Source organism: Blastomonas sp. AAP53, from assembly GCF_000331245.1.
Lineage (GTDB): Bacteria > Pseudomonadota > Alphaproteobacteria > Sphingomonadales > Sphingomonadaceae > Blastomonas.
On record NZ_ANFZ01000009.1, the window covers coordinates 842,486 to 860,689 of the forward strand.

Sequence of the window (18,204 nt, forward strand, 5' to 3'; positions counted from 1 at the left end):
CGCATATCATGGCTGAAGGCGATCTGGGATATGACATCCTCAAGGTGATGGCGGCGCTTCCGCACCGCTATCCCATGCTGCTCGTTGATCGCGTGGCCCGGCTGGACATTGACCAGTCGATCCATGCGATCAAGGCCGTCAGCATGAACGAGCCGTTCTTCCAGGGTCATTTCCCGACCCGCCCGATCATGCCCGGCGTCCTCATCATCGAGGCGCTGGCGCAGGCGGCCGGCATTCTGGCGGTCGAGTCGCTGGGCCTCGCCGGCTCGGGCAAGCTCGTCTATTTCATGGCGATCGATGGCGCAAAGTTCCGCGCCCCGGTCGAGCCGGGCGTCTTGCTCGATCTGCACGCCGAGTTCGAACAGAAGCGCGCCAAGGTGTGCAAGTTCAAGGCGCGGGCCGAGATGAACGGCAAACTGGCCTGCGAAGTCGGCTTTACCGCGATGATCGCCGACCCGCCTGCCTGACGGCAACGCGCTTTTGCAAACCGCTTGCTTTTGAGCCTGTGCGGCGTTATGCGCGCCGCTTCCCATTCATCCTGCGGGCTGGTCGGAACCAGCCACTTTCAAGGACAGCAATCATGAAGAACGATATCCATCCCGACTACCACATGATCAATGTGAAGATGACCGACGGCACCGTCTACCAGACCCGCTCGACCTGGGGCAAGGAAGGCGACACGATGCAGCTGGATATCGATCCCACCTCGCACCCGGCATGGACTGGCGGCAACCAGCGCATGCTGGACGCAGGCGGCCAGGTGGCGCGCTTCAACAAGCGTTTCGGCGGACTGTCGCTCAAGAAGGGCTGATCGGTTCGGCCTTTTACGGCTTATAAAAAAGGGCTGCGAACCATCTGGTTTCGCAGTCCTTTTTTGTTGCATGTGATGCCGAAGTCGGCCCCCTGCGAAGGCAGGGGCCCATGTCCTGTTTTCTCCAAATTATGGCACGCCTGTTTGAAGGTGCACACGGTCCGGGGAAGACACCGGCCCAGCGGTGCGAGTGATCATAGGTTTGGAGATGGGCCCCTGCCTTCGCAGGGGACCATCAGTAAGCAATCAGGCCGCAGGTGCGCTGACCGACGCAATGACTGCACGGACCGCGTCGAGCGCGGCGTCGGCCTTAGATCCGTCGGGACCTCCGCCCTGCGCCATGTCCGGACGGCCACCGCCGCCCTTGCCGCCCAGCGCCTCGACACCGGCGCGGACCAGATCGACCGCACTGAAGCGTCCGGTCAGATCGTCGGTCACCGCCGCTGCAAACGCGGCACGGCCATCGTTGACCGCGACCATCGCCGCAATGCCTGAGCCCAGCGTGGTCTTGGCCTGATCGAGAAGCCCACGCAGTTCCTTGGGGTCCAGCCCGTCGATCACCTGCGCGATGAAGCTGACACCGCCCAGATCCTCGACCTGAGGTCCCGCCTTGCCCGAACCGCCGCCCAGCGCCAGCGCCTTGCGCGCCTCGGCCAGCTCGCGTTCGAGCGTGCGGCGCTCGTCGACCAGTGCGGCGATACGGGCTTCGACCTCATCGGGCGCGGTCTTGACCAACGCCGCGATCGCCTTGAGCCGTTCGTCGCGCGACACGAGCCACTGGCGTGCGCCCTCGCCGGTCAATGCCTCGATGCGACGGACGCCGCTGGACACCGCGCTCTCGGAAACGATGCGGAAGATGCCGATATCGCCCAGCGCCCGCACATGCGTGCCGCCGCACAGCTCGACCGAATAATGCTTGTCGGTCGCGCGGCCCATTGAAAGCACACGCACCTCTTCACCGTACTTCTCGCCGAACAGTGCAAGCGCACCCGCCTGGACCGCATCGTCGGGGCTCATCAGCCGCGTGGTCACCGCCTCGTTAGCGCGAATTTCCGCGTTCACCTCGGCCTCGACTGCCGCGATTTCGGCATCGGTCAACGCCTTGGTGTGCGAGAAGTCGAAGCGCAGCCGCTCGGCTGCGACCATCGATCCCTTCTGCGTGACATGGCCACCCAGATGGTTGCGCAAGGCCGCGTGCAGCAAGTGCGTGGCGCTGTGGTTGGCGCGCAGCGCATCGCGGCGCTCGACATCGACCGCCAGGTGCACGGTATCGCCGACCTTGATGCTGCCCGCCTCGATCCGCGCCTGATGCGCATGCAAGCGACCCAGCGGTTTCGACGTGTCGTTGACGATGGCGCTCAACCCACCAAGTGAGCTGATAACGCCAGCGTCACCCATCTGCCCGCCGCTTTCACCGTAGAACGGTGTCTGGTTGACCAGGATGGTTACGGTCTCACCTGTTTCGGCACTGGCAATCTCGGTACCATCGCGCACCAGCGCGACGACCTCAGCCTCGCCTTCGGTCGCGGTATAGCCGGTGAACTCAGTGCCCCCGGCGCGTTCGGCAATGTCGTACCAGACCTCAGCGGAGGCCGCCTCGCCCGAGCCCTTCCACGCAGCGCGCGCGGCGGCCTTTTGCGCGGCCATTGCAGTATCGAACCCGGCGCGGTCGACGCCCAGGCCTCTGGAGCGCAGCGCGTCTTCGGTCAGGTCATAGGGGAAGCCGAACGTGTCGTAGAGCTTGAACGCGGTTTCGCCAGCGAGCACCGCGCCGTCCGACAGACCCTCGGTGGCTTCGTCGAGCAGCTTCAAGCCCTTGTCGAGCGTCTGGCGGAAACGGGTTTCCTCGCGCTCCAGCGTTTCCTCGATCAACGGCTGTGCGCGGACCAATTCCGGGAAGGCCTGACCCATTTCGGCGACCAGCGTAGGCACCAGACGGTGCATCAGCGGGTCGGCCGCACCCAGGATATGCGCATGACGCATCGCGCGGCGCATGATCCGGCGCAACACATAGCCGCGGCCTTCATTGGCAGGCAGCACGCCATCGGCGATCAGGAACGACGTGGCGCGCAGGTGATCGGCGATCACGCGGTGCGATGCCTGGTTGGTGCCCGTGGTGTGCGTTCCGGTGGCCTGGCCCGATGCCGCAATCAGTGCCTTGAACAGATCGATATCGTAATTGTCGTGCACGCCCTGCATCACCGCAGCGATGCGCTCGATGCCCATGCCGGTGTCGATCGAAGGGCGCGGCAGATCGATGCGGCTGCCGTCGGCCTGCTGCTCGTACTGCATGAACACCAGGTTCCAGATCTCGATGAACCGGTCACCATCCTCGTCGGGCGATCCCGGCGGGCCACCGAAGATATGGTCGCCATGGTCGTAGAAGATTTCGCTGCACGGGCCGCACGGGCCGGTATCGCCCATCGACCAGAAATTGTCCGATGTCGCGATACGGATGATGCGCTCTTCGGGAATCCCGGCGATCTTGCGCCACAGGTCGAACGCCTCGTCATCGGTGTGATAGACGGTGACCGTCAGCCTGTCGGCGGCCAGACCCCAGGTCTTGTTGACCAAAGTCCAGGCGTGGTGGATCGCCTGTTCCTTGAAATAGTCGCCGAACGAGAAATTGCCGAGCATCTCGAAAAAGGTGTGATGCCGCGCGGTATAGCCGACATTGTCGAGATCGTTGTGCTTGCCGCCTGCGCGGACGCATTTCTGCGACGAGGTGGCGCGTGCATTGGCGCGCGATTCCAGCCCGGTGAACACATTCTTGAACGGCACCATGCCGGCGTTGACGAACATCAGCGTCGGATCGTTGTGCGGTACCAGGGGAGCCGAAGGCACGATGTCATGGCCGTTGTCCCCGAAATATTCGAGGAACGAACGCCGGATGTCATTTGTCGATGTCATGCACGCGACATAAGGCGAGTTGCAGCGAGATTGAAGCATTATGTGCGCAAAAATGAAGGGGCAGCGCCACCTGCAGGTGATGCTGCCCCTTTACATGGAACCTGCCGTTTGACGGCGAATGCCCGATCGCGAAAATACGCACTATCGCGGGCATCGGTGCGTTTACATATCGTCGCCGACATCGTCGTCCGCATCGGGACCCGTCATCATTTCTTCGGCGACCTTGTCCTTGTGACCACGGATCAGGCCCTCGATCTTCTCGGTCATTTCGGGATGCTCCTTGAGGAACGTCTTGGAGTTTTCACGCCCCTGCCCGATGCGCACCGAATCATGGCTGAACCAGCTGCCCGATTTCTCGACGATCCCGGCCTTCACGCCCAGATCGAGGATTTCACCGATCTTGGAGATGCCCTCGCCATACATGATGTCGAATTCCACCTGCTTGAACGGCGGCGCGACCTTGTTCTTGACCACCTTCACCCGCGTGGTGTTGCCGACGATGTCCTCGCGGTCCTTGATCTGGCCGATGCGGCGGATGTCGAGACGCACCGAAGCATAGAATTTGAGCGCGTTGCCGCCGGTGGTGGTTTCCGGGTTGCCGTACATCACGCCGATCTTCATGCGCAGCTGGTTGATGAAGATCACCATGCAGCGCGAGCGGCTGATCGATCCGGTCAGCTTGCGCAGCGACTGGCTCATCAGACGCGCCTGCAGGCCGACATGGCTGTCGCCCATTTCGCCCTCGATTTCGGCGCGCGGCACCAGGGCTGCGACCGAATCGACCACCAGCACATCGATGGCGTTGGAACGCACCAGCGTGTCGACGATCTCGAGCGCCTGCTCGCCGGTATCGGGCTGCGAAACGATGAGTTCGTCGATGTTGACGCCCAGCTTCTTGGCATAGACCGGGTCGAGCGCGTGTTCGGCATCGACAAAGGCCGCCGTGCCGCCGGTGCGCTGCGCCTCGGCAATCACGTGCAGTGCCAATGTGGTCTTGCCCGAGCTTTCCGGACCGTAGATTTCGATGACGCGGCCGCGTGGCAATCCGCCGACGCCCAGGGCGATATCGAGGCCCAGCGAACCGGTGGAAATCGCCTCGACCTGCATCGCTTCCTTGGAGCCCAGCCGCATGGCCGATCCCTTGCCAAAGGCCCGGTCGATCTGTGCCAGCGCTGCATCAAGCGCCTTTTGCCTGTCCATGGATTTCGCCTCTTTTTCGGTCTGGATGAGTTTTAGCTGCCCGGCCATAGCCATGCCCTCTCTTGCCTAGTTGCAACGGCCATCCGGTGCAACGACTCAGTGATGTATATGATTTGTTCTAATGGAACAAGTAGGGAACATCAGTGGTGTTTGCAAGAGAACATGCGCGATTACAGCTGCGCGAGCGCGTTTTCCAGCGAGGTCAGCGTATAGGGCTTGCTGAGCGTCGGCGCGGCAGCATGTTCCGGCGGGATGGTGTCCCCTCCGCCGGTGGCAAAAATATAGGGGATACCGCTCTCGCGCAGCGCATCGGCCAGCGGCCAGCACTTTTCGCGCCCCAGATTGATATCGAGGATCGCCGCATCGAAACCGCCCTTGGCAACGGCGGCCAGGCCATCGGTCACATTGCTGACCATCTCGGTGATGCCGTGCCCCAGCATGTCGAGGAAATCCTCGATCAGCATCGCAATCATGGCTTCGTCTTCGGCGATGAGGAAATTTTTGGGGTCGCTCACGTCAGTTTCGGTCTTTCACTCAGCAGGGGTGGCGGCAGCGGCGAGCGCGCCGTGGACGGCATCGACGATTTGCGCAACCGAAAACGGCTTGGGCAGGAAGTGCACCTGATCGATGGAAATGCTCTGCCGCAGCGTTTCCTCGGCATAGCCGGACATGAACAGGATCGGCAGGCCTGGCATGCGCTTGCGCATTTCCATCGCCATGCCGGGTCCATCGAGATTGGGCATCACGACATCGCTGACCACCAGATCGAACGGCCCGCTATCGGCCAGCCGCTCCAGCCCGTCCTCGCCATCGGTGGCGGTGACAACGGTGAAGCCCTGCCGGGTAAGCGCGCGTTCGGCGACGGCACGGACCATGTCCTCGTCCTCTACCAGCAGCAGCCGGGCATTGCCCCATTGGCCGGCGCTGACCTTGACCGGCTTGCGGCTGCGCTGTTCAACCGCGCCGCCACGATAGACGGGGAAGTAGATCGAGAAGGTCGTGCCCTGCCCGGCTTCAGAATCGACGAAGACATAGCCGCCCGACTGCTTGACGATGCCATAGACGGTGGAAAGGCCCAGGCCCGTGCCCTTGCCGACATCCTTGGTGGTGTAGAACGGCTCGAAGATCCGCGCCTGCACATCGGGTGGCATGCCGACACCGCTGTCTTCGACCAGGATCGCGCTGTAATCCTCGACCGGCAGGATATCGCTCGCCATCGCGCGTACGTCGGCGGCGGTGACCTTGCGCGTGCGGATGGTGAGCGTGCCACCGGGCGGGCGCTTGGCGAGCATCGCATCGCGCGCATTCACCGCAAGGTTCATGATCACCTGTTCGAGCTGCCCCGGATCGGCGCGCACCGGTCCCAGATTGCGGTCATGCTGCACCTCGAGCACGATCTTCTCGCCGATGAGCCGCTTGAGCAGCTCGGACGTGTCCGAAACGATATCGGGCAGCTGCAGCACCTGCGGACGCAGCGTCTGCTGGCGCGAGAATGCCAGCAGCTGCCGGGTCAGCGAGGCGGCGCGGTTCGAGTTGCTGCGGATCTGCTGGATGTCATCATAATCGCTGTCGCCCGGGCTGTGCCGCATCAGCATCAGGTCGCAATGGCCGATGATCGCGGTCAACACATTGTTGAAGTCATGCGCGACGCCGCCCGCGAGCTGGCCGATCGCCTGCATCTTGCTCGCCTGCGCCACCTGCCGCTTGAGCCGGCTTTCCTCGCTGTTGTCCTTGATCGACAGCAGCACGGCGGCATCGCCCACGCCGCGCAGGCTGGCGAGCGACAGCGTCACCGGCTCGTCCGGCTGATGCCGCAGGCGCAGCGCGACATCGCCCGCCATCGCCTGCCCGCTGGCATGGCGGCGCACCGCATCGGCGAGCGCGCCCTTGTCCTCGCGGACCACCAGGTCACCGGGATAAGGCGGAAGCTCGGCCTCGCTGATCCCTGCCGCACGCAGGAAGGCATCGTTGGCAAACAGGAAGCGGCCATCGCGGTCGGTCATCGCCAGGCCCACCGGCAACAGCCCCAGCAGTGTCTGGACATAGCCAAGCGCCGTGCCCTTATCGACGCCGCTGGCGTCCTCGTCGATCAGTACGACCAAAGCGGGCGCCTTTTCGCGCTCCGCCGGATCGGTGACATACAGCGGGTCGACCAGTGGCAGGTGGAACAGCCGCAGCGGCACGCCCTTGCGGCCTTCGCGCTCGAAATAGATGCGGTTGCGTTCATCCGCGCGCAGGAAGCTCGCGAGGTCACGCCCGACGACATTGCCCGCCTCTGCGCCGGCAGCGCGGGCGGCGAACGCGCCATTGGCGGCGCGGACGCGGCCTTCGGGGCTGATCGCTGCGGCCATGAAGCCGCCCTCTCCCAACGCACGACCGGGGCGCCCTGCCAGCATCGTATCGGCCTCGGCAGCCAGATCGAACCTTTGTACCGGCTCGAACCGCCACAGCAGATAGTCCTGCCCCCGCCCTGCACGCTGCACCGTGGCATCGATATGCGTACCCGATGCGATCAGGCCGGTTGCACTGCCCTGTCCATCGCGCCACGCAGCGCGACCTGCCTCGGCCAGCAGGTCGCCACCCTGCCCCCCCAGCGCGAGCTTGGGCGGCACCATATCTGCACCGAATTGATCGATGAACCGCTGGTTGGCGCAGATCATCCGCCCGGCCTCGTCGGTGATGGCGATCGCAATCAGCGGATGGTCGGTGGCGGCATGCGTAACGGACCAATCCGGAAGCACCCGCTGCACGCCATTGCGCGCCGGAAACTGCTGGCGCACCAGCACGATCAGCGCAGCAAGGCCGACGAGCCCGGCGGCGAACAGCGCCAGCGGGACCCAGTCACCCAGCGCCAGCCACACCAGCGCGCCACTGACCGCCAACGCGACCACGATGATCAGCGTCGTGATGCGGGCATCGGGGACATCGCTATCAGGCAGTGCAGGCAACCATTCCGGCCAATCAAGGTCAGGTCGGGCACGGGTGGTGGTCAAGGTCGTCGGATCCCCCTGGCGTGGCAATCGAGCCAGCCTTTTCAATAGATCGACGCTAGCGCAAAGTTATCCGCGTTACAAATTGCAGTTGCGCGAAATAGAAGCCCTTCTGCGGTCAGGGGTGCCGCAGTCGCGCCAGCCTGCGACGGCGCTTGCCTGCAATCCACACGCGCCAGCCGACAGCACTGGCGACATAGCCGACCGCCGCGAGCACGACGGCGAGCACAACCAGGCCGAACGCGGTGATCGATGCAGCGCCGGTCAGCCAACCCATCCAGGTTTCGACCTGCGGCTGGTTGAGCGCGGTGGCGACCGGCTGGCCAAAGGTATTGGCATCGATGCGCAGAATGAAACTGCCGACATGATAGCTCGCCAGCCAGAACAGCGGGGTGGTGAACGGATTGGTGATGAAGGTCGTCAACGCCGCCACCGGAACGTTGGCGCGCACCGGCAGTGCCAGCAGGGCAGCGGCGAAGATCTGACCCAATGGAATGATCACGCCGACCAGCACACCCAGCGCCACACCCCGCGGCACCGAGCGCCGGGTGAAACGCCACAGTTCAGAGCGCAGCACCCGCGCGGCGAAGGGCTTGATGAAGCGGTTCTGCTCCATGCTCTCGCGCGTCGGCATGTTGCGCCCTACCCAGCGGGTGAAACGGCCTTCCGTCAATTCCAAACCCTTATGCCCTTTGCTGCCCGCATGACGCGGCAGGGCTCATGTGGGAGCGCCGCCACAAATCGCCATAGCCTCATGCGGATTAAAACGACGTTGACCCAGATTCGAATTCGAATCAGGCTGACAGCGCGTTAGAGCATTCATGTTAACGCACCAGCGTGATCTGGAGCACGCCCCTGGTACGAAACGACGGGTTTATTCGACGATCGGAGCCCGGACGCCGAAATCGCCGCCTAGCCCTTGTCGCGCATGATCCGGCCCTGTTCGCGCTTCCATTCGCGGTCCTTGGTCGCTGCGCGCTTGTCGGGGGCCTTCTTGCCCTTGGCGAGCGCAAGTTCGACCTTGGCGCGGCCACGGCCGTTGAAGAACACGGACAGCGGCACCAGGGTCATCCCCTGACGGTTGACCGCACCGTGCAGCTTGGCGATCTCGCGCGCGTGCAGCAGCAGCTTGCGCGGGCGCCGGGGCTCGTGGTTCTCGCGATTGCCGTGGCTGTATTCCGGGATGTTAGAGTTGATCAGCCAGACCTGCTCGTCCTTGATCTCGGCATAGCTTTCCGCAATCGTGCCCTCGCCAAAACGCAGCGATTTGACCTCGGTACCCGTAAGCGCGATGCCGGCTTCGTAGACCGTATCGATGGCATAATCGTAGCGCGCGCGCCGGTTCTCGGCGACGGTCTTTTTCTTGTCGAACGTCTCGGGCTTGGGCCGCGCCATCAAATAAGCCCTGCATGGACAAGCGCAGCGTCGACCGCCTTGCGGCTCTTCTTGTCGGGCGGGGTCATCGGCAGCCGCAGATCGGGGAGGAAATCGGGGCGGACGCGGTTGAGCGCGTACTTCACCGGGCCCGGCGAGGCATCGGAGAACATCGCCGAATGCAGCGGATAAAGCCTGTCATTGAGCGCCAGCGCTGCCTTGTAGTCACCCTTGGCCAGAGCCGCCTGAAACTGCGCGCACAAAGCCGGAGCGACATTCGCCGTCACCGAAATGCAGCCGACGCCGCCCATCGCGCGGTGGCCGAGAGCCAGTTCATCGTTGCCGGACATCTGGCAGAATTTCTTGCCGCACTGCGCGCGCTGCGCGCTCACGCGCTCGAGGTCGCCGGTCGCGTCCTTGACGCCGATAATCGTGGGGAAGCGCGACAGCTTGGCCATCGTCTCCACCTTGATGTCGGTAACGGTGCGTGCGGGCACGTTATACAGCAGGATAGGCAAGTCGCACGCCTCGGTGAGCGCCTTGAAATGCGCGCGCACGCCGTCCTGGCCGGGTCGGTTGTAATAGGGCGGCACGACCAGGGCGGCGGTGGCGCCGGCGGCCTTGGCATTGTGCATATGGCCGATCGCGACCTGCGTATCGTTGGAACCGCAGCCGGCAATCACCGGCACGCGCCCGGCGGCCTGCTCGACACAGACGCGCACGACATAATCATGCTCCTCGATCGACATCGTCGCTGCTTCTCCGGTGGTACCGCATGGGACCAGACCGGAACTGCCGTTCTCGATCTGCCAGTCGATCAACGCACGAAATGCGGACTCGTCAAACGCTCCGTCGCGGAATGGGGTCGCAAGAGCCGGAATTGAGCCGGAAAACATCGGGTAGCTCCTTTACCTCGCCCGCAAATCAGGCAAGAACGAATGTTTGTAGACACGCTCGCGTGTTCAGCGCCTGATAAGGATCGAAAGCGCATCATGTCCAGCATGGTTTCTCGAATTGCTATCGCGCGCAGCACTGCCGCTCTCCTCGCCCTGCCGTTGCTCGGCGTCCCTGCCGCCTGCCTGGCCAGCGACCAGGCATCGGATTATACCAATGCCAGCGCGCCGATCAGCCGCAGCGGCGATGGCAGCGACTGGGACAGGGCGCGTGCGCAGTTGTTACAATCAATGCCCGCCGATCTGTCGGGTACGATCGCCAACTGGCGTTCGCTGACGACGACACCGAACAATTACACGTTCTCCACCTTCGCCAGCTTCCTGATCTCGAACCCCGGCTGGCCCGATGAAGACAAGCTGCGCCGCAATGCCGAACAGGCGTTGGGCATCAGCCCGTCGTCGCCGCAGGAGGTGGTCTCGTATTTCTCGCGCTTCCCGCCGCTGACCAATGTCGGCCGCGCGCGCCATGCCGTCGCGCTCGACGCGATGGGCCAGCGCGAAGCAGCGCAGGCCGAGGCGATCAGGGCATGGCGCGCGGGCACGATGATGCCCGAGGACAAGATGCAGCTGTTCAGCCGCTTCGGCACCAGCTTTGGCATCGCGGATCACGACGCGCGCATGGATGCACTGCTCTGGGCCAAGGCAACACCCGATGCCGAAGAACAGTTCGGCTTCGTCTCGCCTGGCCGCCGGGCGGTGTTCGCGGCACGACTGGCGATGCTCAAGGGCCTGCCCGATGCCGACGCACTCGCGGGGTCTTTGGGTGCAGAGGCCATGCTCGACGCAGGCTATATCGCCCAGCGCGCCAAGCGGATGGTCGATACTGGCAACTGGGGTGCAGCGCGCGCGATGCTCGCCAGCCGCCCACCGCTGCAATATCGCCCGGTGAATGCCGAAAGCTGGTACGAACTGCTACTGGCGCAGGCACGAGGCGCGAACAACGACAGCCAATATGCGCTGGCTTTCGACATCGCCTCCAAGATCGATGACGCCTTCCCTGCCGGCCACGACATCTCGGACGAAAGTCTGGGCGTGCGCGATGATTACACCAGCCTTGCCTGGCTGGCGGGCACTCTAGCGCTTCAGAACCTGGGCCGCCCGCGCGATGCCATCGGCATGTTCGCGCGCTATGGCGGCGGTGCGCGCACCCCGCAGACCCGGTCGAAGGGCTTCTATTGGGCGGGCCGCGCGGCAGCGATCGCGGGCGATGCTGGCGAAGCAAATCGCTATTTCGAAATGGCGGCAGCCTATCCTGATCATTATTACGGCCAGCTGGCGACCGAACGGCTGGGCCGCGAAATACCACCCTTTGCCGAGGCTCCGCGCGTGCAGGTCAGCGCCGTCGATCGCGGGCGGTTCAACGCCAGCACGCTGGTACAGGCAGCACAGGTGATTTCGCGCAGCGGTGACTGGCCGACGCAGCGGCGCTTCTTCGGAGCGGTGGCCGCCTCCGCCAGGACGCCGCAAGAGCATGTGATGGCCGCCGAACTCGCACGGCAGATCGGCCGGCGTGACCTTGCCGTCATCGTCGGCCAGTCGGCGCGCACCAATGGCGTCGATGATCTGCAATCGCTCGCCTTCCCGCAGATGCCGGTGCCACCGGGTTTCCAGAACAACTGGACGATGATCCACGCGATCACCCGGCAGGAAAGCCAGTATGCGCAGAACGCCGTCAGCCATGCGGGTGCGCGCGGCCTGATGCAGCTGATGCCGGGCACGGCGCGCGAACAGGCGGGCAAGATGGGGCTGAGCTATTCGATCGGCGCCCTGACCGACGATACGCAGTACAACATCCAGCTGGGTGCGGGCTATTTCAGTCGCATGATGGACTATTTCGGCGGCAGCTATCCGCTCGCGGTAGCAGCATACAACGCCGGTCCCGGCAACGTGAACAAATGGCTGCGCGCCAATGGCGACCCGCGCATGGGCGGCATCGACATCGTCGAATGGGTCGAGAAGATTCCGATCTTCGAGACCAAGAACTATGTCCAGCGCGTGCTCGAAAACGCCGTGGTCTATGACGTGATGCACCCGGAGCGCGCCAACATGCGCGGTGCCAACAAGCTGAGCCGCTATCTGGGCAAGAACACGCCGGGCTGATGTAAACCACGAAAATTGACGCTATGGGCTGTGCGCATGGACCGTCCGAACCACATCACCCCGCAAGGCTATGCCGCACTCAAGGCGCGCTACGACCATCTGCTCGGCACAGAACGCCCCGCGATCGTCGAGATCGTCAGCTGGGCGGCGGGCAATGGCGACCGCAGCGAGAACGGCGATTACCTGTACGGCCGCAAGCGGATGCGCGAGATCGACCGCGAACTGAACCGGCTGGCGCGCAAGATGAAGGCGGCGCGGGTGATCGATCCTGCCGCACAGACCGACCGGAGCAAGGTCTGGTTCGGGGCCGAGGTCGAGATCGCCGATGAAGACGACAACCGCCGCACCCTCATCCTCGTCGGCGATGACGAGCAGGATGCAGGCGCGGGCCGGATCGGCTGGAACTCCCCCCTCGCCCGCGCGCTGCGCGGTGCCAGCATCAGCGACCTGCGCACGGTGACATTGCCGGGCGGAACCAAGGAATGGGAAGTGACGGCGATCACCTATCCCGGTTGAGCGGCTACTGGCCCCGGATCAGCAGATTGCGGATCTCGGTCATGTCTTCCATCGCAAAGCGGATGCCTTCGCGGCCAAGGCCCGAATCCTTCACCCCGCCATAAGGCATGTTGTCGATACGAAAGCTGGGGACGTCGTTGATGACGACACCACCGACATCGAGATAATCCCAGCAATCGAACATCTTGAACAGGTCGCGGGTGAACACGCCCGCCTGCAGGCCGAACTTGCTGTTGTTGACCTCGGCCATCGCGTCGCCGAAATCGGTGAACTTGGACAGCACCGCGACCGGGCCGAAGGCCTCTTCGGTGACGATCTTGGCCTCGTGCGGCACGTTCTCCAGCAAGGTCGCCTCGAGCATCGCGCCATCGCGCTTGCCGCCGCACAGCAATGTGCCGCCCAGCGACACGGCTTCCTGCACCCAGCCATCCAGGCGGCTCGCCTCTTTCTCATGGATCATCGGACCGATGAAGGTGTCGCGGTCCTTGGGGTCGCCCGAAACCAGCGTCCTGGCCTTGGCGACGAGCATGTCGCGGAAGGTGTCGTAGACATCGGCATGGATCAGGATGCGCTGCACCCCGATGCAGCTCTGGCCCGACTGGTAGAACGCACCGAAGATCACGCGTTCCATCGCGTCCTGCAGGTTGGCGTCTGCATCGATGATCACCGCAGCATTGCCGCCCAGCTCGAGCACGACCTTCTTCTTGCCGCAGCGCGCCTTCAGGTCCCAGCCCACATCGGGCGAGCCGGTGAACGACAGCAGCTTGAGCCGGTCATCAGTGGTAAACAGGTCCGCGCCATCACGGCTGGCGGGCAGGATCGAGAACGCGCCCTTGGGCAGGTTCGTCTCGGCGAGCACCTCGCCCATGATGATCGCACCCAGCGGCGTACGGCTGGCCGGCTTCATCACGAACGGGCAGCCGACGGCAATCGCGGGCGCGATCTTGTGCGCGGCCAGGTTCAGCGGGAAGTTGAACGGCGAAATGAACGAGCACGGGCCGATCGGCACGCGCTTCCACATGCCGCGATAGCCCTTGGCGCGCGGGCTGATGTCCATCGTCTGGACCTCGCCCGTCATCCGCACCGATTCCTCAGCGGCGATGCGAAAGGTGTCGATCAGTCGGCTGACCTCGCCTTCGCTGTCCTTGATCGGCTTGCCCGCCTCGATGCACAGGGCATAGGCCAGTTCTTCGGACCGCTCCTTGAAGCGGGTGACGCAGTGGTTCAGCACTTCCTGCCGCTCGTAGCTCGGCATCCGCGCCATCGGCTCTGCCGCCTCGACCGCGCCTGCAATCGCAGCATCGATCGTCGCGGCATCGGCCTGCGCGACGCGAAACGCGACCTCGCCGGTGAACTTGTCGGTCACCTCCAGATCGGTGTTCGGCTGCTGCGCCTCGTTGTTCAGGTAAAGCGGATAGACGGATTTGAGGCTGGTCATAAACAACTCCATCCCCTCCCCTTTAGGGGAGGGGCAAGGGGTGGGGCCGGAACAAGGAGCGGAGCTTCATTCCCCACTCCAACCCCTCCCCTAAAGGGTAGGGGTTCAGTCATTAAAGCTCTTTCGCCATCTTCTTGATGTCGATGTTCAAGATCTGATCGTTCTCCGAATAATCAACCGGACAATCGATGAGATGCACCCCTGGCGTGTCGCGCGTGTGCGCGAGCAGTTCCTTCAGGTGCTCGGCGCTCTCGACGCGATAGCCGTTGGCGCCATAAGCCTCGGCGTACTTCACGAAATCGGGGTTGCCATAGGTCAGCCCGAAGTCCTCGAAGCCCATGTTCGCCTGCTTCCAGCGGATCATGCCATAGCTGTTGTCGTTGAGGATCAGCACGGTCATGTTGAGCTTGAGGCGAACGGCGGTTTCCATCTCCTGGCTGTTCATCATGAACCCGCCATCGCCGCAGATCGCCAGCACCTTGCGGTCGGGATAGACCATCGACGACATCATCGCCGACGGCAGGCCCGCACCCATGGTGGCGAGCGCATTGTCGAGCAGCACGGTGTTGGGGCGATAGGCGCAATAGCCGCGCGCGAACCAGATCTTGTAAACGCCATTGTCGAGGCAGATGATGCCATCATCGGGCATCGCGTCGCGGATCTGCTGCACCAAATAGGGCGGGAAGATCGGGAAGCGGGCATCGCTGGCGAGCGAAGATGTGTGCTCGACCTCGGCCTTGCGGAAGGCCAGCATGTGGTCGAACTTCCACCCGCCATTGGGGACGATATCTTCCTTCATCTGCCAGACCGCATTGGCGATATCGCCGATCACCTCGATCTCGGGGAAATAGACCGGGTCGACCTCGGCGGTCTTCGACGAGATATGGATCACGGGCGTGCCGCCCGGATGCATGAAGAACGGCGGCTTTTCGATGACGTCATGGCCAATGTTGACGATCAGGTCGGCCGCTTCCACCGCGCGGTGGACGAAATCGCCAGCCGACAGCGCCGCGCAGCCCACGAACTTGGGGTGACGCTCGTCGATCACGCCCTTGCCGAGCTGCGTGGTGAGGAACGGGATGCCGGTCTTCTCGATGAACTGCAGCAGCATGCGGCTGGTCATCGTGCGGTTGGCCCCTGCCCCGATCACCAGGATCGGCGACTTGGCCTTTTCCAGCGCGGTGACGGCAGCGCGGACCGATTTCTTGTCCGCATTGGGCCGCCGCGTCTGGCTGGGCTTCAACGGAACCGAATCGGTCTTTTCCTCGGCAATGTCCTCGGGGAACTCGATATGCGTCGCGCCGGGCTTTTCCTCCTCGGCCAGGCGGAATGCTTCGCGCACGCGGCTGGGGATGTTGTCGGCGCTCGCCAGCTGGTGGGTGAACTTGGTGATCGGCTTCATCATGCCGACGACATCGAGGATCTGGAAGCGGCCCTGCTTCGATTTCTTGATCGGCTTTTGCCCCGTCACCATCAGGATCGGCATGCCGCCCAGCTGGGCGTAAGCGGCAGCGGTGACGAAGTTCGTCGCGCCCGGGCCCAAGGTCGCCATGCACACGCCGGTCTTGCCGGTGTGGCGCCCATAAGTTGCCGCCATGAAGCCCGCGCCCTGTTCGTGCCGGGTTAGGATCAGCTTGATCTGGGTCGACCGGCTGAGCGAATCGAGCATGTCGAGATTCTCTTCGCCCGGAACGCCGAAGATGTACTCGACGCCCTCTTCCTCAAGGCACTGGATAAACAGATCGGATGCTTTGGTCATGAAAAACTCCCCCGGAACCGAAAATGGCAAGACGTTGCTATCGTGCGACCGAAAGGAAGGCCGGGCTGTGCTTGATGCTTGGTATGCCCGGGCGGAAATGCGCTTGGCCAGCATGGCTTCCGCCGCCTGTGCTGGCTGTGACGCAAGGCATAAACACAATCCAGCGCCGAGTCACCCGCCAAAAGCGCTGATGGCGACGCACTTGCCCGTGCCGCGCCTGGCGTTGAACCGGGGCTGACACCCGACTGGGAATGTAGGATTTGGGCCTGTATCCTGCGCGATTAACCAACGATAATTTGGCGACGAGCAAGGGAGCGATAAGATGCCGCATCGATCGCGCCTGTATCGTTTGAATGCTGGAGGTTGATCATGATGGACCGTGCCCCCGTTTTCTCTGCCATCAGGATGCTGCGCGGCGGACAGTCCTTCACCAGGGCCGATGTTGGCGCGATCGATACTCTGCTCGACAGCCTGGGTATTGCGCGAAGCGGCACTGCCGGGCCAGCCGAGGTGAAGATCGGGCTGTCACCATCGGATTTTTCTGCGGTGGCAGCGAGTCTCGGCTGCACCGCCGCGCAGATCCGCGCGGTTTGGGAAGTCGAAAGCGGCGGCGGCTGGTTCAAGGATGTCCGCGCCGACATTCTGGCGCTCGACGGGCCTGGCGGATTTCTTGACGGCCCGCATCTGCCCAAGATCCTGTTCGAAGCACATATTTTCGATCGCTATACCGAGGGCAAATACCGCCCGAGCCACCCGAACCTTTCCAGTGCCCGCTGGGACCGCAAGCTCTATGTCGGCGGCGAGGCCGAATATGTCCGGCTGTGGAAGGCGATGGCGCTCGATCGCCATGCGGCGCTGTTGTCGGCATCGGTGGGCGGCGCGCAGATCATGGGCTTCAACCACAAGGCAGCCGGGTTCCATACGGTCGAGGCGTTCTGGGACGCGATGAAACTGTCCGAAGCTGCGCACCTCAGGGCGTTCGCCAGCTTCATCACCGCCAAACGGCTGGTCAGCGCGCTGCGAGCGATCAGCAACGATCCGGATGACTGCATCGCCTTTGCGCGGGGCTATAATGGCTCAGGCTATGCGGCGAACAATTACCATGTGAAGATCGCTGACGCGCACGCGCGCCATGCATGAACCCATTTCGGCTCAATAGCCCAGCGCCAGATCGACCTCGTTCACCAAGGCCTCGCCGCGCCCGTAGCGCGCGAGGTTTTCGGCGAACAGCGCCGCCGACCGCTGGAACATGCGCGTCTGCGCGCGGCCTGAGAGGTGCATCGAAATCTGCACATTGGGCAGGCTCCAAAGCTCGTGATCGGCTGGCAGCGGCTCGGGCGTGGTCACATCAAGGAACGCGCCGGCGATGCTCTTGGCCTTGAGCGCGGCGATCATCGCGTCCTGGTCGATGCATTCGCCGCGCGCGATATTCACCAGGATCGCCTCGGGCTTCATCGCTGCAAGTTCATCGGCACCGATCAGTGCATCGGTTTCCCGGGTGGAGGGCGTGGCAATGACGACCCAGTCATAGCCACCGATCTGCGCGCGCCACTCATCCGCGCCCAATATGCCGTCTTCGGGCCGTGCGGTGCGCGCGACGCCGGTCACCTCGACACCAAAACCCTTGAGCCGCTCGCCGATCGCAGAGCCGATCGCGCCATAGCCGATGATCAGCGCACGCGTTTCGAACAGCTCGACCGTGCCCGGCGACGCCCAGAGCCAATCGCGCTTGTCCGCAGCACGCACGACATCGGCATAGCCCTTGGCCATGCTGAGCATGCCCAGCACCGCATATTCGGCAACGGCCATCGTGTTGACGCCGACGCCATTGGTGACGCGCGTACCGCGCGCGATCAGCTGCTCGACGGGGAAATGATCGAGCCCGGCATAGAGCGTCGACACCCATTTCAGCGTCTCGCCCGCCGCAATGACATCGTGCATCGCCTGCTTGTCGTGCATGTCGACCCAGGCGATGTCCGCATCGACGACCTCGCGCAGCGCCTCTTCGGTCGAACCGATCCAGGCGACATCGATGCCCTGCGGGATAGAGTTCTCCAGCAACGGGCGCACCAGCGCGGAAATCACGGCCTTGGTCATGCTCTCTCTCCTAAAAGCCGTCACGCTTTGGTAGCGTGTTCAGCAACAGACCCCTT

At 63.6% G+C, this 18,204-nt stretch carries 15 protein-coding genes; 5 read left to right on the plus strand and 10 right to left on the minus strand.

What is annotated here, in order from left to right:
• Positions 1–8: 8 nt before the first annotated feature.
• The gene (gene fabZ / locus D618_RS0110965) at positions 9–467 is read left to right on the plus strand and encodes a 3-hydroxyacyl-ACP dehydratase FabZ (protein ID WP_017671563.1); all 459 of its coding nucleotides are present in this window, start codon (positions 9–11) and stop codon (positions 465–467) included.
• A gap of 113 nt (positions 468–580) precedes the next feature.
• Entirely contained in the window at positions 581–811 is a 231-nt protein-coding gene (gene rpmE, locus D618_RS0110970) for a 50S ribosomal protein L31 (RefSeq protein ID WP_017671564.1), read from the plus strand.
• 246 nt (positions 812–1,057) lie between these two features.
• On the opposite strand, the gene alaS is transcribed toward rpmE, so the two are convergent.
• The 7 genes from alaS to dapA all read right to left on the minus strand — a co-directional run bounded on the left by alaS (position 1,058) and on the right by dapA (position 10,181).
• Complete coding sequence (alaS, locus tag D618_RS0110975; protein WP_017671565.1) at positions 1,058–3,721, minus strand: alanine--tRNA ligase; 2,664 nt, start codon at positions 3,719–3,721, stop codon at positions 1,058–1,060.
• 162 nt (positions 3,722–3,883) lie between these two features.
• A complete protein-coding gene (gene recA, locus D618_RS0110980) occupies positions 3,884–4,969 on the minus strand; it encodes a recombinase RecA (RefSeq protein ID WP_017671566.1) in 1,086 nt (361 codons plus the stop codon).
• Positions 4,970–5,091: 122 nt separating this feature from the next.
• A complete protein-coding gene (locus tag D618_RS0110985) occupies positions 5,092–5,436 on the minus strand; it encodes a response regulator (RefSeq protein WP_017671567.1) in 345 nt (114 codons plus the stop codon).
• 15 nt (positions 5,437–5,451) lie between these two features.
• Positions 5,452–7,869 (minus strand): PAS domain-containing sensor histidine kinase, encoded by a 2,418-nt coding sequence (locus D618_RS0110990; RefSeq protein ID WP_017671568.1) that lies wholly within the window; start codon positions 7,867–7,869, stop codon positions 5,452–5,454.
• Between the two features lie 160 nt (positions 7,870–8,029).
• The gene (locus tag D618_RS0110995; RefSeq protein ID WP_026091560.1) at positions 8,030–8,584 is read right to left on the minus strand and encodes a DUF2062 domain-containing protein; all 555 of its coding nucleotides are present in this window, start codon (positions 8,582–8,584) and stop codon (positions 8,030–8,032) included.
• Positions 8,585–8,823: 239 nt separating this feature from the next.
• On the minus strand, positions 8,824–9,306 hold the full coding sequence (gene smpB / locus D618_RS0111000; RefSeq protein WP_017671570.1) for an SsrA-binding protein SmpB: 483 nt from the start codon (positions 9,304–9,306) through the stop codon (positions 8,824–8,826).
• Positions 9,306–10,181: a 4-hydroxy-tetrahydrodipicolinate synthase gene (dapA, locus tag D618_RS0111005; protein WP_026091561.1), complete on the minus strand. Its 876-nt coding sequence runs from the start codon at positions 10,179–10,181 to the stop codon at positions 9,306–9,308. Before dapA ends, smpB begins: the two co-directional genes overlap by 1 nt.
• 96 nt (positions 10,182–10,277) lie before the next feature.
• Between dapA and D618_RS0111010 the strand changes: the two genes are divergently transcribed.
• Both D618_RS0111010 and D618_RS0111015 read left to right on the plus strand, forming a co-directional pair.
• Complete coding sequence (locus tag D618_RS0111010) at positions 10,278–12,338, plus strand: lytic transglycosylase domain-containing protein (protein ID WP_238550648.1); 2,061 nt, start codon at positions 10,278–10,280, stop codon at positions 12,336–12,338.
• A gap of 36 nt (positions 12,339–12,374) precedes the next feature.
• Positions 12,375–12,854, plus strand: a complete 480-nt coding sequence (locus tag D618_RS0111015; RefSeq protein ID WP_017671573.1) for a GreA/GreB family elongation factor — start codon at positions 12,375–12,377, stop codon at positions 12,852–12,854.
• A 4-nt stretch (positions 12,855–12,858) separates the two neighbouring features.
• On the opposite strand, the gene D618_RS0111020 is transcribed toward D618_RS0111015, so the two are convergent.
• Together D618_RS0111020 and D618_RS0111025 are read right to left on the minus strand one after the other, a co-directional pair.
• Positions 12,859–14,292: an aldehyde dehydrogenase family protein gene (locus D618_RS0111020; RefSeq protein ID WP_017671574.1), complete on the minus strand. Its 1,434-nt coding sequence runs from the start codon at positions 14,290–14,292 to the stop codon at positions 12,859–12,861.
• A 112-nt stretch (positions 14,293–14,404) separates the two neighbouring features.
• Positions 14,405–16,051 carry an acetolactate synthase large subunit gene (locus D618_RS0111025; RefSeq protein ID WP_017671575.1) on the minus strand — a complete coding sequence of 549 codons (1,647 nt, stop codon included), beginning with the start codon at positions 16,049–16,051 and terminating at the stop codon, positions 14,405–14,407.
• Positions 16,052–16,420: 369 nt separating this feature from the next.
• Between D618_RS0111025 and D618_RS0111030 the strand changes: the two genes are divergently transcribed.
• The gene (locus D618_RS0111030) at positions 16,421–17,191 is read left to right on the plus strand and encodes an N-acetylmuramidase family protein (protein WP_017671576.1); all 771 of its coding nucleotides are present in this window, start codon (positions 16,421–16,423) and stop codon (positions 17,189–17,191) included.
• Between the two features lie 12 nt (positions 17,192–17,203).
• Here D618_RS0111030 and D618_RS0111035 read toward each other — a convergent pair whose 3' ends face one another.
• Positions 17,204–18,148 carry a D-2-hydroxyacid dehydrogenase gene (locus tag D618_RS0111035; RefSeq protein WP_017671577.1) on the minus strand — a complete coding sequence of 315 codons (945 nt, stop codon included), beginning with the start codon at positions 18,146–18,148 and terminating at the stop codon, positions 17,204–17,206.
• Positions 18,149–18,204: the final 56 nt, after the last annotated feature.

What these genes read in the sequence shown, in the direction of transcription:
- D618_RS0111025 (WP_017671575.1), bottom strand. Translation starts at nt 16,051, where the DNA reads ATGACCAAAGCATCCGATCTGTTTATCCAGTGCCTTGAGGAAGAGGGC.
- D618_RS0111035 (WP_017671577.1), bottom strand. Translation starts at nt 18,148, where the DNA reads ATGACCAAGGCCGTGATTTCCGCGCTGGTGCGCCCGTTGCTGGAGAAC.
- D618_RS0111015 (WP_017671573.1), top strand. Translation starts at nt 12,375, where the DNA reads ATGGACCGTCCGAACCACATCACCCCGCAAGGCTATGCCGCACTCAAG.
- alaS (WP_017671565.1), bottom strand. Translation starts at nt 3,721, where the DNA reads ATGACATCGACAAATGACATCCGGCGTTCGTTCCTCGAATATTTCGGG.
- fabZ (WP_017671563.1), top strand. Translation starts at nt 9, where the DNA reads ATGGCTGAAGGCGATCTGGGATATGACATCCTCAAGGTGATGGCGGCG.
- rpmE (WP_017671564.1), top strand. Translation starts at nt 581, where the DNA reads ATGAAGAACGATATCCATCCCGACTACCACATGATCAATGTGAAGATG.
- D618_RS0111010 (WP_238550648.1), top strand. Translation starts at nt 10,278, where the DNA reads ATGTCCAGCATGGTTTCTCGAATTGCTATCGCGCGCAGCACTGCCGCT.
- recA (WP_017671566.1), bottom strand. Translation starts at nt 4,969, where the DNA reads ATGGCCGGGCAGCTAAAACTCATCCAGACCGAAAAAGAGGCGAAATCC.
- D618_RS0111030 (WP_017671576.1), top strand. Translation starts at nt 16,421, where the DNA reads ATGATGGACCGTGCCCCCGTTTTCTCTGCCATCAGGATGCTGCGCGGC.
- D618_RS0111020 (WP_017671574.1), bottom strand. Translation starts at nt 14,292, where the DNA reads ATGACCAGCCTCAAATCCGTCTATCCGCTTTACCTGAACAACGAGGCG.
- dapA (WP_026091561.1), bottom strand. Translation starts at nt 10,181, where the DNA reads ATGTTTTCCGGCTCAATTCCGGCTCTTGCGACCCCATTCCGCGACGGA.
- smpB (WP_017671570.1), bottom strand. Translation starts at nt 9,306, where the DNA reads ATGGCGCGGCCCAAGCCCGAGACGTTCGACAAGAAAAAGACCGTCGCC.